General features: G+C 60.9%; 23 protein-coding genes. 13 read left to right on the forward strand and 10 right to left on the reverse strand.

The window, feature by feature from the left end; all coding sequences use genetic code 11:
* On the forward strand, positions 1-195 hold a 195-nt coding region (locus JJE47_05615), incomplete at its 5' end, for a DUF1876 family protein (GenBank protein MBK5266895.1).
* A gap of 28 nt (positions 196-223) precedes the next feature.
* On the opposite strand, the gene JJE47_05620 is transcribed toward JJE47_05615, so the two are convergent.
* Entirely contained in the window at positions 224-1849 is a 1626-nt protein-coding gene (locus JJE47_05620) for a hypothetical protein (GenBank protein ID MBK5266896.1), read from the reverse strand.
* Positions 1850-1854: 5 nt separating this feature from the next.
* A complete protein-coding gene (locus tag JJE47_05625; protein ID MBK5266897.1) occupies positions 1855-2946 on the reverse strand; it encodes an Mrp/NBP35 family ATP-binding protein in 1092 nt (363 codons plus the stop codon).
* Between the two features lie 45 nt (positions 2947-2991).
* On the opposite strand from JJE47_05625, the gene JJE47_05630 reads away from it, so the two are divergent.
* From JJE47_05630 to orn, 3 genes are all read left to right on the forward strand, one after another.
* Positions 2992-3705: a helix-turn-helix domain-containing protein gene (locus JJE47_05630; GenBank protein MBK5266898.1), complete on the forward strand. Its 714-nt coding sequence runs from the start codon at positions 2992-2994 to the stop codon at positions 3703-3705.
* A 119-nt stretch (positions 3706-3824) separates the two neighbouring features.
* Positions 3825-6572: an aconitate hydratase AcnA gene (gene acnA, locus JJE47_05635; GenBank protein MBK5266899.1), complete on the forward strand. Its 2748-nt coding sequence runs from the start codon at positions 3825-3827 to the stop codon at positions 6570-6572.
* 40 nt (positions 6573-6612) lie between these two features.
* Entirely contained in the window at positions 6613-7170 is a 558-nt protein-coding gene (gene orn / locus JJE47_05640; GenBank protein ID MBK5266900.1) for an oligoribonuclease, read from the forward strand.
* On the opposite strand, the gene JJE47_05645 is transcribed toward orn, so the two are convergent.
* Positions 7155-7766 carry a sulfite oxidase-like oxidoreductase gene (locus tag JJE47_05645; protein ID MBK5266901.1) on the reverse strand — a complete coding sequence of 204 codons (612 nt, stop codon included), beginning with the start codon at positions 7764-7766 and terminating at the stop codon, positions 7155-7157. The two genes, orn and JJE47_05645, sit on opposite strands and share 16 nt — an antisense overlap.
* 40 nt (positions 7767-7806) lie before the next feature.
* Between JJE47_05645 and JJE47_05650 the strand changes: the two genes are divergently transcribed.
* On the forward strand, positions 7807-8364 hold the full coding sequence (locus JJE47_05650) for a TlpA family protein disulfide reductase (protein ID MBK5266902.1): 558 nt from the start codon (positions 7807-7809) through the stop codon (positions 8362-8364).
* 75 nt (positions 8365-8439) lie between these two features.
* Here JJE47_05650 and JJE47_05655 read toward each other — a convergent pair whose 3' ends face one another.
* The 3 genes from JJE47_05655 to JJE47_05665 are packed head-to-tail and all read right to left on the reverse strand — an operon-like array spanning position 8440 to position 10140.
* Positions 8440-8619 (reverse strand): hypothetical protein, encoded by a 180-nt coding sequence (locus JJE47_05655; protein ID MBK5266903.1) that lies wholly within the window; start codon positions 8617-8619, stop codon positions 8440-8442.
* On the reverse strand, positions 8619-9347 hold the full coding sequence (locus JJE47_05660) for a class E sortase (GenBank protein MBK5266904.1): 729 nt from the start codon (positions 9345-9347) through the stop codon (positions 8619-8621). Before JJE47_05660 ends, JJE47_05655 begins: the two co-directional genes overlap by 1 nt.
* A gap of 31 nt (positions 9348-9378) precedes the next feature.
* The gene (locus JJE47_05665) at positions 9379-10140 is read right to left on the reverse strand and encodes an enoyl-CoA hydratase/isomerase family protein (GenBank protein MBK5266905.1); all 762 of its coding nucleotides are present in this window, start codon (positions 10138-10140) and stop codon (positions 9379-9381) included.
* Between the two features lie 76 nt (positions 10141-10216).
* Here JJE47_05665 and JJE47_05670 point away from each other — a divergent pair, with 76 nt between their 5' ends.
* Complete coding sequence (locus JJE47_05670) at positions 10217-10825, forward strand: DUF5317 domain-containing protein (GenBank protein ID MBK5266906.1); 609 nt, start codon at positions 10217-10219, stop codon at positions 10823-10825.
* Here JJE47_05670 and JJE47_05675 read toward each other — a convergent pair.
* Complete coding sequence (locus JJE47_05675) at positions 10822-12033, reverse strand: HD domain-containing protein (GenBank protein ID MBK5266907.1); 1212 nt, start codon at positions 12031-12033, stop codon at positions 10822-10824. The two genes, JJE47_05670 and JJE47_05675, sit on opposite strands and share 4 nt — an antisense overlap.
* Positions 12030-13334 (reverse strand): HD domain-containing protein, encoded by a 1305-nt coding sequence (locus JJE47_05680; GenBank protein MBK5266908.1) that lies wholly within the window; start codon positions 13332-13334, stop codon positions 12030-12032. The genes JJE47_05675 and JJE47_05680 overlap by 4 nt, the downstream gene beginning before the upstream one ends.
* 484 nt (positions 13335-13818) lie before the next feature.
* Here JJE47_05680 and JJE47_05685 point away from each other — a divergent pair, with 484 nt between their 5' ends.
* The 4 genes from JJE47_05685 to JJE47_05700 all read left to right on the forward strand — a co-directional run bounded on the left by JJE47_05685 (position 13819) and on the right by JJE47_05700 (position 17180).
* Positions 13819-14436, forward strand: coding sequence for a hypothetical protein (locus JJE47_05685; protein MBK5266909.1), 618 nt, complete (start codon positions 13819-13821; stop codon positions 14434-14436).
* A complete protein-coding gene (locus JJE47_05690; GenBank protein MBK5266910.1) occupies positions 14433-15989 on the forward strand; it encodes a gamma-glutamyltransferase in 1557 nt (518 codons plus the stop codon). The genes JJE47_05685 and JJE47_05690 overlap by 4 nt, the downstream gene beginning before the upstream one ends.
* A gap of 158 nt (positions 15990-16147) precedes the next feature.
* Positions 16148-16828: a transglycosylase SLT domain-containing protein gene (locus tag JJE47_05695; GenBank protein MBK5266911.1), complete on the forward strand. Its 681-nt coding sequence runs from the start codon at positions 16148-16150 to the stop codon at positions 16826-16828.
* Between the two features lie 4 nt (positions 16829-16832).
* Entirely contained in the window at positions 16833-17180 is a 348-nt protein-coding gene (locus JJE47_05700; protein ID MBK5266912.1) for a helix-hairpin-helix domain-containing protein, read from the forward strand.
* Positions 17181-17219: 39 nt separating this feature from the next.
* Here JJE47_05700 and JJE47_05705 read toward each other — a convergent pair whose 3' ends face one another.
* Positions 17220-18602, reverse strand: coding sequence for a cytosine permease (locus JJE47_05705; GenBank protein MBK5266913.1), 1383 nt, complete (start codon positions 18600-18602; stop codon positions 17220-17222).
* 44 nt (positions 18603-18646) lie between these two features.
* On the opposite strand from JJE47_05705, the gene rlmN reads away from it, so the two are divergent.
* The 3 genes from rlmN to JJE47_05720 all read left to right on the forward strand — a co-directional run bounded on the left by rlmN (position 18647) and on the right by JJE47_05720 (position 21836).
* A complete protein-coding gene (gene rlmN, locus JJE47_05710) occupies positions 18647-19711 on the forward strand; it encodes a 23S rRNA (adenine(2503)-C(2))-methyltransferase RlmN (protein ID MBK5266914.1) in 1065 nt (354 codons plus the stop codon).
* A gap of 80 nt (positions 19712-19791) precedes the next feature.
* Positions 19792-20763: a M23 family metallopeptidase gene (locus tag JJE47_05715; protein ID MBK5266915.1), complete on the forward strand. Its 972-nt coding sequence runs from the start codon at positions 19792-19794 to the stop codon at positions 20761-20763.
* Positions 20764-20783: 20 nt separating this feature from the next.
* Positions 20784-21836 carry a phosphotransferase family protein gene (locus tag JJE47_05720; protein ID MBK5266916.1) on the forward strand — a complete coding sequence of 351 codons (1053 nt, stop codon included), beginning with the start codon at positions 20784-20786 and terminating at the stop codon, positions 21834-21836.
* Here the strand turns inward: JJE47_05720 and JJE47_05725 are convergent.
* Positions 21813-22640, reverse strand: coding sequence for a site-specific DNA-methyltransferase (locus JJE47_05725; GenBank protein ID MBK5266917.1), 828 nt, complete (start codon positions 22638-22640; stop codon positions 21813-21815). The two genes, JJE47_05720 and JJE47_05725, sit on opposite strands and share 24 nt — an antisense overlap.
* Positions 22641-22664 lie beyond the last annotated feature (24 nt).

Below are 22664 nucleotides of genomic sequence, written 5' to 3' on the forward strand. Positions count from 1 at the left end.
AAGAACACCTTGGCCTTCGCGACCCTGGATCTGCGCGGCGATCATTTTGAAGGCCTCGGTTCGGCCAGCCGCAATCCAATCGACCCGCCGATGCCGGTCGTTGGCGAAGAACTGGCAATCGCCCGGGCTCTGGCAGAACTTCAACAGAAGGTTACTGAAGCCGCAACAACCAAGATCGAACAGTTCCTGAAGTAGGGCTTGCCCGGGCGGGCAACCGGACTCGTTACTGGCTGTAATTACTCGACACACGCACCGTCTCTGCGAGATGGACGTTGACGAGGGCCGGTAGACCCGAAGCTTCGGCGCGCTCGAGAGCCGGTCGGATTTCGCTGGGATCGGTAACGAACTCCCCATAACCGCCGAGGCCCTCAACCATCTTGTCGTAACGACGAACCCCCAGGTCCGTGCCCACGAGTCGGTCGGGGTAGAACGCCCGGTGGAATGTCTTGATGTTGGACCAGACGCCATCGTTTCCGAACACCCCGACGACGGGAAGGCCATGGCGCACCATCGTGTCATATTCCATACCGTTGAAGCCGAATCCGCCATCACCAAAGACGATTCCGACCCTGCGATCGGGAAAGGCGACCTTGGCGGCAATTGCATACGGGGCACCGGTGCCGAGAGTCCCGAACGGCCCCGGGTCCAGGACATGGCCCGGATGAGAGACCTGGAGCCACCGAGCCGTCGTGGACACGATGTCTCCCCCGTCAACCGAGACGATCGCCTCTGACCCGAAAAAGCTCGCCACATCACGACCGAAGCGCTGCGGCATCACCGGCGATGCGTCATCGTCGGCCTGCAGATCGAAGTCGGCTTGTTTACCGAGTTCGATGGAGCGCATCTCCTCGGCCCAGGCCGCCTCGCCGGACAGCCGGTCGGTCAATTCGGCAAGCTGATGGATGACCGCGGCCGGGTCGGCCTCGAGTCCGATGTGCGCCGGGCGGTTCCAGCCGATCTTGCCGGCGTCCGCGTCGACCTGGATCACAGTCGCCTCGGGATGTACTTTGCGGCCATATCCGGTTCGGAAGTCCCAATCAACTCCCAGACCGAGCACGAGGTCGGCGGCGGCGAAGGCCTGCGTACGGGCATGGTTGCCAAGCAGTGGGTGACCATACGGCAGGGAGCCGCGAGCCCGACTGTTCAGATATACCGGAGCCTGGAGTGCCTCGGCAACGACCCGAAGGGCCTCGGCACCCGACGGGTGGAATCCACCCCCGGCAAACAGCACCGGCCGTGAGGCTGCGGCGAGATGGTTGACAATCTCATCCAGGGTGTCAGGTCCGGCCAGGCGGGGCTGGTTGGCTCGATAGTCGGTGGGCCAGTTGACCTCGGCCTCGTCGACCATGTCGAGGCCAACGTCCATCGGAATATCAAGGAATACCGGACCGCCGCGCCCGGCGAAAGCTGCCCTGGCGGCGTGAGCTATGTGATCCGCCAGCCGGTTGGTCTCCCAGGCAGTTCCCGCCCAGGCCGTGATTGAATGGAACATCCGAGGATGATCCATCTCCTGAAGCCCGCCCATAAGTTCTTGACGTTTCAGATGCCGGCCGCCGAGCAGGAGCATCGGGGTGTTCGAGTAGAAGGCGTTCGCCACCCCGGTGACCGCGTCGGTTACCCCCGGACCGGCAGTGACCAGGGCCACGCCGAGTTGGCCGGTCAAACGACTGTAGGCCTCCGCACAGTGGGCGGCCGCCTGTTCGTGGCGGACGTCGATGACCCGGATGCCCTCCTGCATACAGCCGTCAAGGATGGAAATAATGTGCCCGCCCGTCAGGGCGAAGACGGTATCAACTCCTTCTGCACGGAGCGCCCGGGCAATAACCTGACCGCCGTGGATCTTGACCACCCTGGCTACCGGATGACCAGTTCGGGATGCGTCCGGACCCGGGGCTTGATCTTGAGGAGAGCCTCGGCGGCCGCCATAAAACCGCGAGCTGCCTCACTGTCAGGGGCAGCCACCGACACCGGTTGGGCATTGTCGGCTCCTTCTCGCATGGCCGAGAGGAGCGGAATCTGACCGATAAGCGGGACCCCAAGATCCTCGGCGAGTGCTGCTCCACCGCCAGATCCAAAGATCTCATATCGTTTACCGTCGTCACCTTCAAAATAGGACATATTCTCGATGACGGCAACGACCTCTTGGTTCACCTCGGCGGCCATCAAGGCCGACCGGCGCGCCACTCGCTGGGCGGTTGGCTGGGGGGTCGTCACAAGCAGTAATTGTGCTCTCGGCAAGAACTGCGAGAGGGATATGGCTATGTCCCCGGTCCCTGGCGGCATGTCGACGAGCAGGAAGTCAGGATCGTCCCACAGGACGTCGGTCAGGAACTGTTCAATCGCCTTATGGAGCATCGGACCACGCCAGATAACGGCCCGATCATCACCGACGAAGTAGTCCATCGACATGGCTTTCACACCGTACGCCGACGGCGGAATGATCGACTCGTGGATGACCACAGGCGCCGGTCCGGCGCCAAGCATGCGAGGAATCGAGAATCCCCAGACGTCGGCGTCTATGACCCCAACGGTATGTCCGAGCTTGGCCAGGGCTACTGCCAGGTTGGTGGTCACGGATGATTTTCCAACCCCTCCCTTGCCCGAAGCGATTCCGATTACACGGGTGGGACTGGCCGGGCCACCCACCACGGCTTTCCCGGCCGGGAGAACCCTGGCCATCATCGCTTCCCGATCCTCGTCGCGCATGTCGTTGGTGACGATCTCGACCTTCTTGACGTCATCGATACCGGCCGCAGTGTCCAAAACCGTGGCTTTCAGGTCCCCGTAGTCGACCAATCCCGGGATCGGAATGGCCAACTCAATCGTCACGAGTCCACGACGACCGACCTCCACCCTGGTCAATACGCCAATGTCGCCGATCGGTCGATGCACGACCGGATCGTCGATAGCGCCGATAATGGACTTGATTTCGGAGGCGTCAGACATCGTTCCTCAGGGCAATAGGGACCGGGGAAACTATAGTGATGGTCAATGACCACTTATCCGCGTTCCCTCGACGAGACGATTGGCGATCTCACCGCTTCGTTGGGCGACCCCACCCGCCGGGGTATCTACATTGCCGTCCGAGAGTCGGCGGTTCCGATGACGGTCAGCCGGGTGGCGGAGCTATTCGACATCCATGCCAATGTCGCCCGCCACCACCTCGATCGTCTGGTCGAGGACGACTATCTGCGTACCACGAAGGTCGGCCCTCCGGGTGGGGCTGGGCGACCCGCCAAGGGCTATATGGCTACCAGCAAGACGATCGACGTGCACTTCCCATCCGCCAGGCGAGATCTCCTCAACGAGTTGCTCATCAGACTCATTGGCGAGGTTGATCACCCGGATATCTCCGCGGCAGCCAGGGCGGTTGGCCGCCAATACGGGCTCGAATTGGCATCCGAGATCGGAGACACCGGCGACTCAGGATACGGTTCGGCCGTTCGCGCCGTGGCCATGGCCATGACTGGCGTCGGTTTCGGTATCTCACCGTCTCCCGACGGTTCCGGGCTGCTCACCAGTCACTGCCCATTCGGTGATGCCGCCAAATCGCATCCCCAGGTGATCTGTTCCCTTGACCAGGGTCTCGTTGACGGCCTCATGGAAGCGATAGACCCGGACTGCACCACGACGGTCAAGCCGCACGCCACCGACGACGAGAACTGCGTGACGAGCGTCGAGGTCACGATCAGTCGGGTCGGGTAGGGACCACCATTCGCGTTTCTTTGCCCGTCAACGCAAGAAAGCCACTTTTTTTCGAATACAAGCGATTCCGGGTGCCAAGGGCCGGTGTCTACAATCGCTCCCAGAACAAGAAATGAGGCATGACCCACATGAAACCCGACCCGTTCCTAGCTAAGGCGACCATTTCTACGCCCCTCGGCGAACGTACCATCTATCGACTCGACGCCCTCAAAGACATCGGTGACATCGAAACGATCCCGTACTCGATCAAGGTCTTGCTCGAATCGGTGCTCCGTAACTACGACGGCCACATCGTCCAGGACGAGGACGTGCGCGCTCTGGCCTCATACAACGCCACGAAGGTCGGGGAGACCGAGATTCCCTTCACCCCAGGACGGGTAGTGCTCCAGGATTTCACCGGCGTCCCGGCCGTCGTCGATTTGGCCGCCATGCGCTCGGCAATGGTTCGCATGACCGGGGACGAAGCCGCCGCCCAGAAAGTCAATCCCCTGGTCCAGTGCGACCTGGTTATCGACCACTCGGTGCAAGTTGATGCCTTCAACTCGGGCATGGCCCTCCAAATCAACGCCCGGCACGAGTTTGAGCGGAACCAGGAGCGCTACGAGTTTCTGAAATGGGGTCAGTCGGCCTTCTCGAATTTCCGGGTCGTACCGCCGGCGACCGGCATCGTCCACCAGGTGAACCTGGAGTACCTCGCCAACGTCGTCTGGGACAATGGAACCGAGCTTTATCCCGACTCCCTGGTGGGAACCGATTCGCACACGACCATGATCAACGGGATCGGCGTGGTCGGATGGGGCGTGGGCGGCATCGAGGCCGAAGCGGTCATGGTCGGCCAGCCTATCTACATGCTCATACCGGAGGTAGTCGGTTTTAAGCTGACCGGTCGTTTGGCCGAAGGGGCCACCGCCACCGACATGGTCTTGGCGGTGACCCAGATGCTCAGGGAACACGGAGTGGTCGGCAAGTTCGTCGAGTTCCACGGGCCCGGCCTGGCCGACATGCCGCTCGCCAATCGGGCGACAATTGCCAATATGGCCCCCGAATACGGCGCAACGGTCGGCTTCTTTCCCGTCGACGAACAAACCCTCACCTACCTACGACTCACCGGGAGGGACGAAGCCCTCGTTGAGACGGTCGAGATGTATTACAAGGAGCAGGGCCTGTGGCGCGATGAGTCCCGCACCATCGTGTATTCCTCGGGACTGGAACTCGATCTATCCACGGTCGAACCGGCGCTCGCTGGACCAAAACGCCCCCAGGACCGCATCCTCTTGTCCGGTATGAAGTCACAATGGGAACAGGATCTCGTCAACACGTTCCATAAGGCCGGACCGAGCGCTATTGGCACCGTTGAAACGATGGCCGATGAAGGCGGGCCAGCCGCCCAACTCGATGCAGGTCCGGTGGGATCGCCGGTCAGTTACGACGGTGAGAACTTCGAGTTGAACCACGGTGACGTGGTTATCGCCGCCATTACGTCATGCACGAACACGTCCAACCCGGCTGTCATGGTCGGCGCCGGACTGGTCGCTCGAAAGGCCCGGGCCGCTGGATTGACCCGCAAACCATGGGTCAAAACCTCGCTGGCCCCCGGCTCGAAAGTTGTCACCGAGTATCTCGACACCGCCAACCTCTCTGAAGACCTCGAGGCCATCGGCTTCTATACCGTCGGCTACGGGTGCACGACCTGCATCGGAAACTCAGGGCCACTTCCCGAGCCGATCGCGGCGGCGGTCGACGAAGACGATCTAGTCGTCACATCGGTGCTGTCGGGAAACCGCAACTTCGAGGGGCGAATCTCTCCGCACGTCAAAGCAAATTATCTTGCCTCCCCTCCCCTGGTGGTCGCGTACGCGCTGGCGGGAACGGTCGATATCGACCTCACCACCGAACCACTCGGAACCGATCAGAACGGACAACCGGTCTACCTGCGGGACCTCTGGCCGACCCAGAGCGAAATCGACGAGATCGTTAGAACTGCGGTCACCCGCGAGCAATTCATCGAACAGTACGGCAACGTTTTTTACGGTCCGGACGAGTGGCGGGAAATCGAGACAGTCGGAACCGCCATTTACGCATGGAACGATGCGTCGACCTACATTCAGGAGCCGCCGTTTTTCGAGGGATTGACGACCGAGCCGGGCACCATCGAACCGATTTCCGGGGCTCGAGTGCTCGTCAAGGTCGGCGACTCGGTCACCACCGACCACATTTCTCCGGCTGGTTCCATCGCCGCCGATGGTCCGGCCGGTCAGTACCTCACCGAACACGGTGTGGAGCGGCGCCTCTTCAACAGCTACGGGTCACGTCGGGGCAACGATCGGGTCATGACGAGAGGCACCTTCGCCAACATCCGGGTCCGAAACCAAATCGCCCCGGGCACCGAGGGCGGATGGACCACCGACTTCACCGATGGAACCGTAAAGAGCATTTACGACGCCAGCCTGTCATACAAGGCTGCCGCGGTGCCGCTCGTGGTTCTGGCCGGCAAGGACTATGGCATGGGGTCCTCGCGGGACTGGGCCGCCAAGGGCACGTTCCTGCTGGGCGTCAAGGCGGTCATCGCCGAATCGTATGAGCGGATCCATCGTTCCAACCTGGTCGGGATGGGCGTGCTCCCACTCACGTTCCGCCCTGGACAGAAGGCCGAGACGCTCGGCCTGGACGGTACCGAGACCTTCTCGATTGTGATCGATGACAGTCTCGAACCGCGCCAGGATGTCGAGGTAACCGCCGCCAGGACAGACGGTTCTGTAATCAGCTTCACCACGATCTGTCGGATCGACACACCGGTTGAGGTCGACTACTACCGCAACGGCGGCATCCTGCACACTGTGCTCAAAGCGATGGCGGCTGCTCACTAGTCGCGATTGGGGAACGTGGTCGGCGGCTACCGTACCGGTCATGGAACAACCGCTCGTATGGATCGATCTTGAGATGACGGGCCTTGACGTCGAACGCGACGCCATCCTCGAGATCGCCGTAATCATCACGGACGGGAATCTTGAAAACGGCATCGAAGGGCCTGATCTGGTGATCTCTGCCTCAAAGTCCCAGCTCGATGGCATGGTTCCGATTGTCAAACACATGCACGCCAAATCTGGCCTATCGGAGCGGGTCCTGGCGGCGACCCTCACCGTTGAGGATGCCGAGCGGCAAGTTCTGGCCTTCGTCAAGCAGCACATCCCCGAACCGGGGGTGGCCCCTCTGGCGGGAAACAGCATCCATACGGATCGGTCATTCCTCGTCAAACACATGCCGAAGCTGGTCGATCATCTCCACTACCGCATCGTCGACGTATCCACCCTCAAAGAATTGGCTCGCCGTTGGATGCCCGACCGCCTCACCGATGCTCCGGTGAAGGGTGGAGGACATCGAGCGTTGGTTGACATCCAGGAGTCGATTGAAGAACTCCGCTACTACCGGACGGCCCTGTTTCAGGAACCTCAGCTGCCCCAATAACGTTGCTCTTTGAACGGATCACCGTACATGTGATATCCGTTGCGCTCCCAGAAACCAGGCTGATCGGCGGCCAAAAAGGTCAAGGACCTGACCCACTTCACCGACTTCCAGAAGTAGAGATGGGGAACGACCAGACGCAACGGCCACCCGTGCTCCAACTCCAGCTCGGTACCGCCAAACTCCCAGGCCAGCAGGTTGTCCGGTAGAACCAAATCGGCGATCGGCAGGTTGGCCGTGAACCCATGTTCAGCACCGATCAGGACATGCGTGGCTTGCGGGGCCACCTCCACGTTCGCAAGAAAGTCGGCCACCCGAACCCCGTGCCAGTTCGTGTCGAGCTTGGACCATTTTGTTACACAATGAATGTCCGTCGTGACGTCGACTGTCGGCATCGCCTTGATCTGCGCCAGTGAAAAAGACGTCGTCTCAGCGACCAGGCCATCGACCCTGAAATCCCAGTGTTCGAGATCAATTGTCGGCACGATCCCGGCATGGAGGACCGGGAATCGATCAGTCACATACTGCCCGGGCGGGACCCGGGCGGGATCTATCCCCTCTTTGGCAATGTCGACCTTCCCCGGTTTGAACAAGCTCATCGAAAAAGTCTAACGACGAACCACCGGTAGCATTGACTAGATGGAACCAGGTGCCGAGAAACGAACTACGAACCGGATTGGTTTGGTCGTGTTGATGGCCGTCGCCCTGGTGGGAGCCGTCGCGGCAATCATGGTGTTCACGAATCGCGGGGAACCGGTCGCCAACGTCCCACCTAGCGGATCGTCACTTGCCCCGGACTTCACCGTGACACTCTTCGACGGCTCAACGTTCCACCTTGCCGAGCACCTGGCAACCGACGGCCGACCGGTGATTTTGAACCTTTGGGCCTCATGGTGCGCTCCTTGCCGGGCGGAGATGCCAGACTTCGATCAATTTCAGGTCGAACAGCCCGGCATCATGGTGATCGGCGTGGCGGTCAGCGATCGGGAAGAGCCGGCGCGCTCTTTGGCCGACGAGCTCGGCGTGTCGTACGCGCTCGGGTTCGATGCGCCTGAGACGGTGGCGGCTAGCTACCCGCCGCTGGGGATGCCGTCGACCTGGTTCATCGGTCAAGACGGAACCGTCAAGAAGCAAGTAACCGGACAGATTTCTTTGGAAAAGCTTCGTGAGCTCTCAGCCGGATCGTTTGGATTCTAAGGAACCGTTCGCACCATCCCCGACGTTAAAGAGTCAATGACGTAGGGCCGGAGTCAACTCACCGGTTCGTCCGCCCTAGACCCGAAGACCCGGCCCTACGTCTACCCAAGCTCCGATCACGCCACCGTCGTCGAGGAACGTGCCGGCCCACTCAAAAAGCGGTATGAGCAGTATGAACATCGCTGCGGCGAGGACGAGCAGAATCAAGACCCGGATCGGAGCCGGACCGGGTAGACGGTTATAGAGCTTCCTCATCACGATGCCTCCGAGTCGGTCGTTTGGCTCTGAACAAATGGGAAATTGGGACCATCGACCAGCTCGGCGTGAATAACCAACCGCTGGGCGGCCGAGTACACGGGATGGCAGGTGGTGAGGGTTAGCCAGGCGCCTTCTCTGAACTCGGTGACCTCAACGGCTGTCGGGTCGACGATGAGAATCTCGCGCACTTCATAGACGTGCGATCCGGTGGCCGTCTCAACCGTGATGCTGTCGCCGACCACCAGTTCGTCGAGTCTGAAGAACGGGGCCCCATGGGTCGTCCTATGCCCGGAAATAACCGAGTTACCCGGTTGGCCGGGCAGCGTCGTCCACGGCATATGACCTGGCCCATTCTTGAGGTCTTCCCGGTCAACGCCTTCCCACACGACCCGGTCGAGTTCAATTGCTGGGATCAGAATTCGAGCGAATGGCTGGCCCGCTACCGGAACCGGCTCTGGGAAGAGCGTCGGAACTACGACGATCGGGCCGGTCGGATCGGTCGGATCGGTCGGATCGGTCGGATCGGTCGGATCGGTCGGGATTGTAACTCCGGTGGCGGCCAGTTCTTCGATCGAGGCTTCAAAGATCGTATCGAGCTGCTCTCCGGCCTCAACCTGGGCGCGATTGGTAGCAATCGACGTTCCGAACAGCTGATACGCCAGGAACGCGAAGATGAGGACCCCGGCCCAGATCATGGTCCATCCGGCAGCTCGCAACAGTTTCATACGGCAGCCAACCTATCACCTTCCTGCGTAATCACCGGCCGGTGAAGTTGGCAGGGCGTTTCTCGACGAACGCCCTCGTACCCTCTCTGGCATCTTCGGTAAGCGCCACGGCAGTTAGACCGCCCGCCAACAAGTCGAGGGCAGCGTCGAACCCCATATCAACGGTCGAATAGAAGCTGGCTTTCCCGAGCGCCAGGACGGCCGGCGACTTCTCCAACAGCGAAGCAACCAGTTCTTCGACGGTCATGACAAGATCGGCGCCCGGCACCACCCTCGAGACGGCACCAGCTGCCAAGGCTTCAGAAGCAGTCATCCGCCGACCCGACATCATGAGTTCGAAAGCGAGCTTCTGGGGAAGGGTCTGATGAACCAGCGCTGAAATCATCATGGGCCACAAGCCAACATTGATCTCTGGCATTCCGAACGTGGCGTGGTCGGCGGCAACGGCCATGTCGCACGCCAACATGAGACCGAACCCCCCGGCCAGGGCGTGCCCGTTCACCCGGGCCACAATAGGTTGCCTGGCCAGACGCATCGATCGGAATAGCTCTGCAAGACCCCCGCGCTGGCGATGGGTCTCTATGGGGTTCTCGAAGAAGCCGCCCGCCAGATCACCGCCGGCACAGAACGCCTTCTCTCCTGTCCCAGTCACGACGATCACCCGGACCGATTCTCCGGCGGACCCGATGGCCTCGGTCATACTTTCAACAACTTCATTGGTGAGCGGGTTGCGCCGCTCCGGATCATTGATGGCCAGCGTGAGCACCGGTCCGGCTTGCTCTGTCAGCAGCATGGCTCTCCTCAACAACAAGGACATTTCTAGCCATGAAGATAGTGGTTATGCGCTCAGAGTGGTACCGTGCGAATTAATGTCTGAAGGTGGATTGTGGCTCGTCATCGTCGTGGTTGTCGCTATCGCGGTTGCCATCATTCGGGGCGGTCGCCTCGCAAATCTCGGTGAAATCGAACTGCGGCTGTGGCCGCTTCTCATCATCGGCTTCGTCGTTCAAACGGGTTCGAGCTTTATTCCAAGTGGTCGGTCGTGGTCGGCAGGGGCTGCGGTTGCGTTGCTCCTTGTCTCCTACCTGTTCATCCTGAGCGTCGTGATCGCCAATCGGTCACGACCCGGCATGTGGTTGGCCGGATTCGGGATTCTTATGAACTTTTCCGTGATCGCGGCAAACGGGGCCATGCCGGTCCTGGAGGCGGCTGCGACGGCCGCCAGCGGCTTCAATGCCCAGATCGTCATCAACGACTTCAAGCACGTCATACTCGGCCCCGAGACTCGCCTCATGTTCCTGGCAGACGTGATTCCGGTCCGATTCTTTTGGGGTAACGGAACGGTCGTTTCGCTCGGTGACGTCTTCCTCGCCGTGGGCCTTGGCCGATTTCTCGAGTCAGAGTTGCGCCGTCCGATCCGTTGGTTCAAACACGGGGTACCGTCAACCACGCCGACCGGATCGGCCAACAGAACCTAGCTTTGAGGCTCACCCAACATGACGATGTGGCGGATGCCTTCAACCACGTCAGGATCGAAGTCGTAGGCAGCCCCTCGGTGCAGGACCTCCAACGCTTCGAGGGTCGAAAACCCCAGTTCAGACGTCGCATGGTCGTAGGCAGAGGCCGCCTTGATGATCTTGGACGGGATGGGCAGATCCGGATCCTTTCGCTCCCCTGGTCTGCGATATGGATCGTGTTGCTGTCGAACGAGAGCTGCCACCTCCGTTAGAAACGGTGCTTCCGAAATGATCTCAGAACCCCACCTGGCGATGTCATCATCGGTAAAACCGACCTTGATGATGTTGAGTTCGTTGAGGGTAATGCGCCCGATATCGTGAAGCCGGGCCGCGTACTCGACCATCCGGACCTCGTGGGGATTGAGACCCAGTTCGGTGGCGACCGCCACCGACAGGTCAGCGGTCCGGTCAGAGTGGCCGTCCGGGGATAGGCCGGCGACCTCAGGGATCCGGGCCAGGGAACGAATCGTCTGGCTATAGGTCACCCTGGCGAGGTGCGATCGGTAGAACGCGATGTGAGCAAACGAGTAGGGCAACAACGCCACCACCGGGGCCCACCAGCCCAGCTCAGGTAGGACGTAGGCGAACAGAGCCCCAACCGCGAACAGGCTGAAGGCAACCGGCCAATCCTCAACCGCCAGCCTCAGCAGGTACCGGCGCGACACGCGATCGTACGTCGTCATAGCCCAGGCTCCGGTCTCAAATCCGAACCAGACCAGGGCAGCCGCAACCGCCGCCACCAGGTTGGCGCCGGCCGGTCCGATCCACAGACCGGCCGCACCCTCCAGGGCCACGTAGAAAGCCGCGAATAGAAATGCCCCAAACGATTGCCGCAAAAAGTCGCTGTCGGCCGTGGCGGTTTGTTCGTCCGACCCGAAGAGTTGCAGGACAACCCATCCGGACAGAAACCCGACCGCCACCGCACCGATCGCTCCTCCAAAGTCGAAAATGGGTCCGATGAGGAGCGGCACCGCCGTAGCGGCCGCCAGGGCGAGAGAGAAACGATTGCCACTCGAGGCAGGGACGGTTATCAGGGCCGCTCCCGCAATGAGCACGCCGGCGATTGACACGGCCACGAGCGAGGAATCGGACTGTCCGACTCCGATAAAGGCAATTCCGAGCATGGTAAGCGCCCATAGGACCGGTTCCAGGTGCCGAAGACGAGTCACGGCCTGCCCTTGCCTTCGGCGATCAGCCTGGCTGCTTCCTCTGATCCCAGGTTCGGCGACCCGTACCGTTCGCCAGTCTCGACGACACTCTGAACCAGCGCTTCGACGACCTCCGGATCGAACTGGGTGCCGGCGTTCGCCCGCAGCTCCTGGAATGCAAATTCCTGGCTAAGGGCCACCCGATAGGATCGGGTCGAGGTCATCGCGTCAAACGCGTCGGCCACCGCAAGAATCCGAGCTTCCTGGGACGGAGGATTGCCATGGGCGTGCCCGGTGCCTCCATAGCCGCCTCCGTCGAAACGTGAGTGGTGTCCTGAGGCAATCTCCACCATTGGCCGCAGGAACTCGACCTCTGCCAGTAGGTCCTCAACCACATGCGCATGCACTTGCAGCTGTTGGTACTCGCCGTCTTCAAGACGACCGCGCTTTCGGATGAGGTCTCGCGGCACCGCCAACTTCCCGACATCGTGGATGAGGGCAGCCCAGCGCACCCGCTCCAACCTCGTGCCTCGATAGTTCATCCGCTCGGCAATCAGCTGACTGAAATAGGCCACCCGTTCGGTGTGTCCACGGGTATAGAGATCCTTGGCTTCGAGCGCCTTGATGAACCCTCGCAGCGTGGCCTCCTGGGCTTCTCGCAGTTCACTTAGCGACGAAAACGCCAGATAACCAACCCCGAACAGAGCGAATATGAAGGGCAAGGCCACCGGCACAAGATGGTAGGTCGCTCCGAGCAAGCCGCCGACAAACCCCATCACGACCGTTGATCGGAGAATCGATCCCATACGTGACCAAGGCCGTACTTCTCGCTTCCGATACACAATCCGTACCGCCAGGCTCACCAGACCCCAGTTCACGAGGTGATACACCATGGAAGCCAACATGGCGCCGACCGCCACCAGCGGAAAGTCCCGTTGGCTCCAAGCACCGGCGGGAAAGAACGGTTCGAGCACAAAACCGGCCAGGACCGCCGCCACGACGGTTTGGCCCCAGTTGATGACGGACAGGGCAACTCGACGTTCGGCGATGTCCGACTTGGTTACCGGACTGACCGCCGAAATGGCAGCGGCTCCGAGTGCGGCGTGGCCAGCCCCGAAGGCGACCGCCGTCGCCAGGAAGATCATGGCGGCTGGTGAGGCAGTGAGGTGATCGTTGACCTCAACGGCGTGATAGACCGTCAGGAAGGCCACTACGGCGAACGGCGCCCAATCTCGTAACGGCGGAAACTCCTGGGTTGCCACAGCGACGCCAAGCGCCACCGCCCCCAAGCCCGCATATGCGATGGCCAATCTGACCTTCACCGCCTGCAAATTGCATCCTCCCCTAAAAGAAGGTCCGCTGCCCAAGCGTCGTACTGTTTCTTAGCTAATCCGCAATGACGCGCTGCCGGCAAGAATCATTGCTGCCAAACCACTGGCAGCAGCGACCATCCGTGCAATCTTGATCTTCATCGGGGACATCACCCAGTTCTTGAGTTTTTTGGCGCGTCACGCTAGATGGACGGCCAGAAATTCCGCTTCGCTGGGGGTTGTTAAGTCCAGGGACTAATCGGGCTTGGGCAGCAGACTCCTTTTCCCCTCGTTTCCGAGGAAACCTCATCGAACATATTCGATTCAGTGGCTCCCATTAGCCCGCACCGAGCCTGGAACAGGGTCAGCATCCTGTCGAATCCAGCTCACCCACCGAGGTCCAACCACGGTGGGTACAAAATAATGTAGCAGTTACCCATTCAAGAACCCAAGGACAAACCACAGAAAGTGCCACCATCACGGCTAAGTTTGCGGCATGCGTTACGCCGAACTTGAAGAATCTTTGTGCCGACTGACCACTGTCGATGCCGTTCGAGTGGTGGGAGACCGAAACACTATCGCCGAAGTCCACGTCCTCGCCACTCCGGGCAAGCCGGCCAAACAAGTCGTGCGAGACGTCCAAAGCCTGGCGATGGCTTCTTTTGGAATAACGATCGATCGGCGGATCGTGTCAGTCGTCCAGATCGAGAACGACGAGATGGGCCGGAGCGATCGGCCGGCCGTAATCGACATCACCGAACGCCCCGAAGGGGCCAAGTCCCAGGTTGAAGTCACCCTCGCCTGGAAGAACGAAGTGTATGTCGGGTCGGCGAGCGGACCGGTCGGTCCGACGTCGCGCGTTCGGATCGTCGGGGAGGCAACGCTGGGAGCGGTCGAGCAGGCCCTCGGTGAGGACTTTGCTCTCGCACTGGCCGCCCTGGAAACCCCGACCATCGGATCCCGGCCGGTGGCCATCGCCCAGGTCGTGATGGTCTCAGGGGGCGAGGAACGACTTCTGGTCGGTTGTGCTTTGGTCGGCCCTGACGAAGCTCAAAGTGCGGTCAGGGCCACCCTCGACGCGATCAATCGAGTTGTACCGCAGCTCAAGCGGTGAACCGGCAAACCTTCGGCGACATTGTCGTCACCTCTCACGAACTGGCTACTCAGGCTGGTTTGGAGATGCTTGGCAAAGGTGGCAATGCTGTCGACGCCGCCATCGCCGCCAACGCCACGCTGGGAGTCGTTGCTCCCGAGACCTGCGGAATCGGCGGCGATCTGTTCGCCCTGGTCCACCGGTCTGGCGACAAGAAGCCAGTCGGCCTCAACGCCTCAGGCTGGGCCGGATCAGGTGCGAACGCCGATCATCTGACCGGCTACGTCATCCCGATCACGGACCCGGTGTCAGTCACGATCCCTGGCTGTGTACGGGGCTGGGAATGGTTGTCACGGGACCTCGGAGCGCTTCCTCTTGACGTAGTTCTTGGACCGGCGATCTTCTATGCCCGAAACGGGTTCCCGGTCAGCGTCGAACTCAGCAAAGCCCTCACCGATCGTTCCGAACAACTGGTTCCACAGTCGGCCTCTCGACCTCTGTACCGGGAAGGGTCGGCACCGCCGCCAGGCACGTGGATCAACCGACCCCAACTCGCAACGACCCTCACCCGTATTGCGTCCGAGGGAGCCAGCGCTTTCTATGAGGGAACCGTGGCGGCTGACATATCCGCTGCGGTACACAGGTACATCACGATCGAAGATCTTGCCGGCTATCAACCAGATTGGGTTGAGCCAATGTCACTTGATGTCTTCGGGCATAGAGCATGGACGATCCCACCGAATAGTCAGGGCTACCTCACCCTGGCGGCGGCCCGCATCTTCGAATTGTGTGAACCGCCAACCGATCCCGGCGATCCGGATTACGTCCATCTCACGATCGAGGCCTATCGGTCGGTTGCGGGCGGGCGGGACGCTCTACTGTCCGACCCGTCGACGGCGGCCGGCCATGAGGAGCTGCTCGGCACTCATCTGCTGGAAGCCGCGGCCGCCCGGATCGATCGATCCCGAGCAGGCAGTTGGAACCATCCTTCGCCCGGCCCGGGTGGGACCACCTATCTATCGGTCGTCGACCGGTCAGGGATGGGGGTGTCGCTCATCCAATCGAACTTCCATGGCATTGGAAGCGGCATCGGGGCCGGCGAGTCCGGCTTCTTCTTGCACAACCGGGGGGCGGGTTTCACGCTCGAAAAAGGACACCGCAACGAGCTGGTCCCCGGGCGACGACCGGCTCACACGCTGGCCCCTTCCCTGTGGACCCAAAGCGACGCGTTGTCGCTCATTCTCGGAACCCGGGGGGGTAATCAGCAACCCCAGATTCTGACCCAGATGGCCGCCCACCTACTCCACGCCGGACTCTCCCCATCAGCGGCACAACAGGAGCCGAGGTGGACAACCAAGTCGCTCGTACCCGGCCACCCGTCGACGTTGAGCGTCGAGTCGCGAATGCTCCCGGCAGTCGTGGACGAGCTGAGAGCCCGCGGACACCACATCGAAATGGGGGCGCCTCTGGAGGCCGGTTGGGGCCCCGTATCGGCCATTCGCGTCAACGCCTCCGGTCTTCGAGTTGGCGCCGGTGACCCGCGGGTGGGAACCGCCAGCGCCGCCGTCCGGTAGGTCTTCGCCAATTTCCATTATTTGGATGTAAGTGGCTTGCTTAGTCATACCCCGAACCTCTATCCTGTGGTAGCTCCTCGCTGGGAGCCTTTTAATGTCAAGGGCGGATTGTTAAATTGCGACTTATTCGATTGGGCGCTTTCGTGGGCTGGGCTGCGATGGCATCATTTGCAGTAGCTGGCTTTGCTGCGTTCGCCCCTACCACTGGGCCAGCCGTTTCGATTGAGGCAGTGGCCGCGGTTGGGCCACAAAACGAAACCGGCGCCGTCGTTAGCGACTCGATTGTGAGCCAAGCCGACACATCAGTCGGACTGTTGGCCGGCCGGGTGGCTGCCATGAACTTCGCCCCGGAAGTAGACCTGACCGACAGCACTGTTGCGAAGTCCCCTGACGTGAGCGCCCTGATCTCGGCCCAGGCTGCCAGCAACCGAACAACAACCACAGTCGCCTCAGCCGCCCCCCGCACGAAATTGACGACAGTCAAGGCGCCGATCACGACCGTCCCGGCGTCGTCTCCTCGTGAATACAGCAACATCCCCGCCGATGCCGCTCCGTGGCGCAGCCTGGTTGAGGCGTATTTCTCACCGGCGGACGTCGATCGAGCACTGTGGGTTATTCATTGTGAAAGCAGCGGCGATCCCAATGCCGTCCATGGTGCGTCGAACGCCTCGGGATTGTTTCAGCATCTTCCTAAATTCTGGGAAGATCGGTCGGCCAAAGCCGGGCTTGCCGGTGCCAACATCCTGGACCCCGACTCGAACGTGGCCGTCGCAGCCTGGCTGGTCTACAGCGGTGGTGGTTGGCGCCACTGGAATCCATCCGCCCATTGCTGGGGTTAGCGAGATGCATTTAGCAAAAGCGGCCCGCATTATTGGCATAGTCGGTGGTATCGGCGCGGTTGCCTGGGCAATGCGCGATCGGTTCGTAACTCTGGCGCTCAGCCGGGAGCCTGAACACCCGACCTTCACCCTGCCACCCGAGCCGCCAGACTCGGTGGCGACTGATCCTGACGACCTAACGGTGATCGGCGGCATCGGCCCTGTGTTCGCACGGCGCCTCATGGAAGTCGGGATCGCCACCTACGAGAACCTGGCAGGGGCCACCCCGGGGCGATTGGCGGGGATCATCAACGTCACCGAAGCCCGGGCTGGCAAATGGATTGAGGATGCCGCCCGCCTCGTCAACGCCTGATCTACAAGATCAGGTCAAAGCCTGATCTACAAGATCAGGTCAAAGCCTGATATGGGAAACCGACTCCCACTCCTCGATCTTCCATCTACCCAAACCTGAATACAAACCAAAGCCGACCAACAGGCTGACGATCATGGCCGGGACCCCGGCCGTCCCCCAGGTTCCGGCCGCCGGAATCCGCTCCACAATCTCAATCCATGGGACCGGACCGGACGGATTGATCCACTGTTGGATCGCAAATGCCACCACGAACGACAGCAGACCGTAGAGGTTCACCTTGCCGTATGGTCCCCCATCTGACTGGAACAAACCGTCCGTCAGGTAACGGCGGCGCCTCACCACGAAGAAGTCCGCCATAAGAATGGCGAGAAGGGGGACAAACATCGCCAGCAGAAACTTACCCACGCCGAGCAACGAACTGGCGCTGGCCAGTGACGAGGTGACGCCACCCAACCCCACTACGAGCAGAGACAGCCAGAGTGGAGCCCGGCGTAGGGTGGTGGTCGCCAGCGCCGTCGACGCACCATATACAAACCCGAACGGTTGATCGATCTCGCCGGCCAACAGCCACGCGACCCCGATCAACAAGACCAATGGCCCGGCCGTGCCGACCAGAAAATCGATCGAACCAGTCATCGTTCCGTCCATCTCTCCTGCCAGCCCCACGATTGCTCCCACCAGGAGCATGACGCCGAAACCAATACCAAAACCAAACCCGACGCCCGACGTCGCGGCACTGGTGTCCTTGGCGAATCGGGCCGTATCACCGGCCAGTGGAACCCACAGCATGGTGAACATCACCACCATGTCGATCGCCAGCCAGAACTGACTCTGATCAGGAACCCGGTCGCTTAAACCTGCCAGATCGGCGCCGGAGACGACATCGACCACCATCCAGATAACCACCGCCAGAGCGATCCAGAACGTAACTCGTCGGATGAGAACCCCCGAAACCCATGACATGCCCATCCACACCAACCCGGCAACCAGGGTCGTCGCAATGGTGATCGCGACACCGGTCGAGATTGGATAGTCCACCTCACTGGCTACTCGCTCGAGGAACGCCGCCCCGATCTGAATCTCAAGAGCGGTCCAACCAATGTAAAGAAGTGCCTGAAAGGCGGAGGCCGCCCACGAGCCAACCATTCCAAGGCTCGGCCGGAACAGCAGGCCGGTCGGTACGCCCATGTCGGCGGCCATCCACCCAACCGCCGAGATAATCGCCCCGCCGATGAGTAACCCGATCGGGACCACCAGCAATACCTGAATATAGGTAAGGCCCATCGCCTGGTCAGAACCGAGTCTGGCTCCAACGGCGACCGCGGGAAGCCCCATACCGAGCGAGGCCCAGAGCGCCACGAAACCGGGGTTGGTGAAAAACCGCTCGCGGTTCGAGACCGGTGATAGTTCCCTACTCTCCATGACTGTCATCCTAGGGCCACCGGTGCGACGCCTACTATGGAAGCGTGCCCTATTTGGTCGACCCGGACGATCTGGGAAGTCTGTTCCCCAATGAGCCCTCATACCGGGCCGACCAGTTGCGCTCATGGCTCTATGAGCACCCCGTCCTCTCGGCCGATCAGATGACGAACCTTCCGGCACACATGCGAGATGAGATTTCCGAAAAGCTCTTCCCATTCTCGGTTGAGACCGAGCAAACTGCCGACAACGGGACGACCGTGAAGTGGCTGTTCAGAGCACCTGACGGAAACGCCATCGAGGCAGTTCTCATGGGATACCCGAAGCGCAACACCCTATGCATTTCAAGTCAAGCGGGTTGTGCGCTCGGCTGCACGTTCTGCGCAACCGGACAATTCGGATTCGACCGGCACCTCGAACCCGGTGAGATCTATGCCCAGGTCGCATACGCCTCTGCCTACCTGGCAGCATCGCCGCTTGAGGGTTGCCCTGATCATCTGACCAACATCGTCTATATGGGGATGGGTGAACCCCTCGCCAACTACACCCGGGTTCGGGAGTCCCTGAGAAGAATCATCGAGGTCCGGGGACTTGGCGCACGATCCATCACGGTATCGACGGTTGGGGTGGTCCCTGGCATGCTCCGTTTGGCAGAGGAACCCTGGCAGGTAACGCTGGCCGTGAGCCTGCACGCCGCCGACGACGAACTTCGATCCACCCTGGTGCCCCTGAACAAGCGCTATCCGATCGCCGAAGTCGAGGCGGCCGCCGCCAAGTTCTTTGACGCCAAGGGCCGACGGGTCTCTCTTGAGTGGACGCTCATCGACGGCGTGAACGATACCCTTGAGCAGGCCCGCAAACTTGCCCCGATCGCCGAACGCCTGCAATCACACGTCAACGTCATCGCCCTCAATCCCACCCCGCTCAGCCCGGACCGTCCGTCCCGACCGGAGCGAATCGAGTCCTTCATGTCGGAACTCAACCGATTGGGTGTGAATAGCACCTTGCGCCACATGCGAGGTCAGGACATCGACGCGGCCTGCGGACAACTCCGGGCCCGGTCTGAACCCAAACGCGGCTCGGCACAACGAGTCGAAATTGGCAAGCGCTGAATCCCGCTCAAAGCTTGAATTACAAACTTGTGAGACGATAGGGTACGAGGGAAGCGGGCGGTGCTTCAGGAGACAAGTTCATGCTCGCATACCTCAAACGGCTGATCGTTGATCGCCGTCCCGTTGCCGCTTTCATAGTGCTGTGCCTGTCGGTTCTGGCCGCTGCGTCCGGGTACACAGTTAGAGCCGGCGACACGTTGTCGCAGATCGCCTCAAGCAACGGCGTGACCACGGCTGCCCTGGCATCGGCAAATGGTATCAGCGACCCGAACAAGATCTGGGTCGGGCAAGTCCTCCAGGTGCCGACGAGTTCGGCCAATTCGAGCGCCGCGGCGGTCGTGTACGTCGTGCAACCAGGCGAATCGCTCGGCGAGATCGCCCGGAAGTTCAAGACCACGGTGTCAGCAATCAGCACACTCAACGGCATCACCAACCCGAATGTCGTCTACGCCGGCACTCGCCTGAGGGTAAGTGGAGAACCCGTCGTGGCGGCACCTTCCCCGACCGCCACCAGTTCTGCCACCCACACTGTCAAGGCGGGCGAAAGCCTCTCCCAGATCGCCGCCAAGTACAGTATGAAATCCAGTGACCTTGCCAGCACCAACGCGATTACCAACCCGGACCGCATCTACGTTGGTCAGGTTCTCAAGGTAAGCGGCACCGGAGGGTTTGTATGCCCCGTCCCCGGTGCAACGTTCTTCAATGACTGGGGTTTTCCCCGCTCAGACAGTCGTTACCACGAGGGAAACGACTTGTTCGCGCCCCGCGGAACTCCGGTTCTGGCACCGGTCAGCGGATTTGTCCATCAAATCGAGGGGACCATCGGCGGCATTCAGTTCAGACTCGAAGGCGATAACGGGAATAGGTACATCGGAACGCACATGGACAGCTTCGGCAAGTCAGGCCAGGTCGTAGCCGGCGAGGTCATCGGATACGTTGGCGACTCCGGCAACGCCAAGGGCTCCAACCCCCACCTGCACTTCGAGATCGCCCTGAACCGCACCGAAACCGTCAACCCGTATCCCTATCTGGTACCAGCCTGTAAGGGGTAGCCGGGTAGGCTGGCTGCCAGATGGCCGCACAAGAACTCATCCCGGTTCGGACCGACGAACGCTTCGACACCGCAGTGGTCGCGGCGTATCTGTCAGATCGACTTGATATCGATCACGGTGAACTGACGGTTCGCCAATTCGCCGGCGGCCATGCCAACCTGACCTATCTGCTGCGCTATTCCGATGGCGCCGAATACGTGCTTCGACGCCCTCCACTCGGACCGGTCGCTCCCGGCTCGCACGACATGGCCAGAGAACATGGCGTTCTCAAGGGTCTGTGGAGAGCGTTCCCCCAGGCGCCCCGCAGCTATTTGTTGTGTGAGGACCTGACCATCATCGGCAGCCCATTTTTTGTGATGGAGCGCAAGAACGGAATAGTCATTCGCCGCGAAGTCCCTGACGGCTTTGGGGGCGGTCAGGACCCGACCGCCAATCGGAAGTTATCCGAAGTCGTCATTGACACGCTGGTCGACTTCCATTCGGTGGCACCGGCTGATGCCGGGCTTGCAGATCTTGGACACCCCGAAGGGTTTCTGGAACGCCAGGTAGAAGGCTGGGCACAACGCTGGCACGGATCCAAGGAACACGACTGGGCTGTGGCCGACGAATTGATCACCTGGCTCCGAGCCGAGTTGCCTGCCTCTCCTCCGCCAGCCTTGGTCCACAACGACTGGCGCCTCGACAACATGGCCGTCTCGCCGAGCGATCCCGGCGTGTGCGTTGCCGTATACGACTGGGACATGTGTACTCAGGGAGACCCGCTGGCCGACCTAGGAACGTTGCTGTCGGTTTGGTATGACGAGGACGAAGCCCCCAGCGCCCTCAACCCGATGCCAACCGGCGCACCGGGATTCATGGACCGGCGCGCCGCGATTGAGCGGTATGCACGACGGTCTCGAATCGACCCCGACACCGTTGACTATTACGTCGTATTCGGTTCGTTCAAGATGGCTGTGATCGTCCAGCAAATCTACATTCGATATGTGCGGGGACAGACCAAGGACGATCGTTTCGCGGTCATGGGCGACGCCGCGAGACACCTGATGGAGCTAGCCCTCGCCCGCCGAACCTGAAGCCAGACGCACCCTGGCGATCGCCACGGCCTCCTCGTTCGTATCGACATACAAGAACTCCCGGCCGAGTTGTTGAGTAGCGACGGCCGTGGTCCCCGATCCGCCGAAAAAGTCGGCCACCAGGTCACCTTCGTTTGAGGACGCACGGATGATTCGCTCCACAAGTCCGAGAGGCTTCTGAGTGGGATAGCCAGTACGTTCCTTCGAGCTCGTTGGCACAATCGTCATCCACCACACGTCGGTGGGAAGTTTGCCGATGGCAGCCTTCTCGGGTCCGACCAGGCCCGGAGCCATATACGGAATCCGGTCGATGTCATGGCGATTGAACGTCCACGTCGACCCCTTGGCATACCAGAGAATGTTGTCATGCTTTCGAGGCCATCGGTCCCTGTGACGCCCGCCATAGTCATACGCCCAGATGATCTCGTTGAGAAATCGTTCGGCGCCGAATATCTCATCCATCATCAGCCGGATGTGGTGGACGGCATGGAAGTCAACATGGACGTATATCGAACCGTCGGGCGCCAGGACGCGGTGCATCTCAATGAGACGAACTCGCAAGAAGGCAAGGTAATCGTCGAGGGGCATGTCATCGCGGTACGCCAGCTCGGAAACGGTTTCATACTGGTAGGTCCGACCACCGAAGCCCGAGCGAGTTGCCTCGCCAGACCCCGTCTTGATCCGTCGATGAGTACGAACCTGCCCGGTCCCGAAGGGTGGGTCGATATAGATGAGGTTAATCGAACCGTCAGGTAGCGATTCAAGAACGGCGAGGTTCTCGCCATGAATAATCTTACCGGCCATAGCCGGGCAGTATGGCAGACAGGC

The sequence above is a fragment of the Acidimicrobiia bacterium genome (genome assembly GCA_016650365.1).
Classification (GTDB): domain Bacteria; phylum Actinomycetota; class Acidimicrobiia; order Spongiisociales; family JAENVV01; genus JAENVV01.

Coding starts and splice junctions, on each gene's coding strand:
- JJE47_05720 (MBK5266916.1), top strand. CDS start 20,784: ATGGCCGCACAAGAACTCATCCCGGTTCGGACCGACGAACGCTTCGAC.
- JJE47_05665 (MBK5266905.1), bottom strand. CDS start 10,140: ATGCTGCTGACAGAGCAAGCCGGACCGGTGCTCACGCTGGCCATCAAT.
- JJE47_05705 (MBK5266913.1), bottom strand. CDS start 18,602: ATGGAGAGTAGGGAACTATCACCGGTCTCGAACCGCGAGCGGTTTTTC.
- JJE47_05695 (MBK5266911.1), top strand. CDS start 16,148: ATGGCATCATTTGCAGTAGCTGGCTTTGCTGCGTTCGCCCCTACCACT.
- JJE47_05645 (MBK5266901.1), bottom strand. CDS start 7,766: ATGAGCTTGTTCAAACCGGGGAAGGTCGACATTGCCAAAGAGGGGATA.
- JJE47_05630 (MBK5266898.1), top strand. CDS start 2,992: ATGACCACTTATCCGCGTTCCCTCGACGAGACGATTGGCGATCTCACC.
- JJE47_05650 (MBK5266902.1), top strand. CDS start 7,807: ATGGAACCAGGTGCCGAGAAACGAACTACGAACCGGATTGGTTTGGTC.
- JJE47_05725 (MBK5266917.1), bottom strand. CDS start 22,640: ATGGCCGGTAAGATTATTCATGGCGAGAACCTCGCCGTTCTTGAATCG.
- JJE47_05660 (MBK5266904.1), bottom strand. CDS start 9,347: ATGAAACTGTTGCGAGCTGCCGGATGGACCATGATCTGGGCCGGGGTC.
- JJE47_05715 (MBK5266915.1), top strand. CDS start 19,792: ATGCTCGCATACCTCAAACGGCTGATCGTTGATCGCCGTCCCGTTGCC.
- JJE47_05700 (MBK5266912.1), top strand. CDS start 16,833: ATGCATTTAGCAAAAGCGGCCCGCATTATTGGCATAGTCGGTGGTATC.
- acnA (MBK5266899.1), top strand. CDS start 3,825: ATGACCCACATGAAACCCGACCCGTTCCTAGCTAAGGCGACCATTTCT.
- JJE47_05655 (MBK5266903.1), bottom strand. CDS start 8,619: ATGAGGAAGCTCTATAACCGTCTACCCGGTCCGGCTCCGATCCGGGTC.
- JJE47_05625 (MBK5266897.1), bottom strand. CDS start 2,946: ATGTCTGACGCCTCCGAAATCAAGTCCATTATCGGCGCTATCGACGAT.
- JJE47_05685 (MBK5266909.1), top strand. CDS start 13,819: ATGCGTTACGCCGAACTTGAAGAATCTTTGTGCCGACTGACCACTGTC.
- JJE47_05670 (MBK5266906.1), top strand. CDS start 10,217: ATGTCTGAAGGTGGATTGTGGCTCGTCATCGTCGTGGTTGTCGCTATC.
- orn (MBK5266900.1), top strand. CDS start 6,613: ATGGAACAACCGCTCGTATGGATCGATCTTGAGATGACGGGCCTTGAC.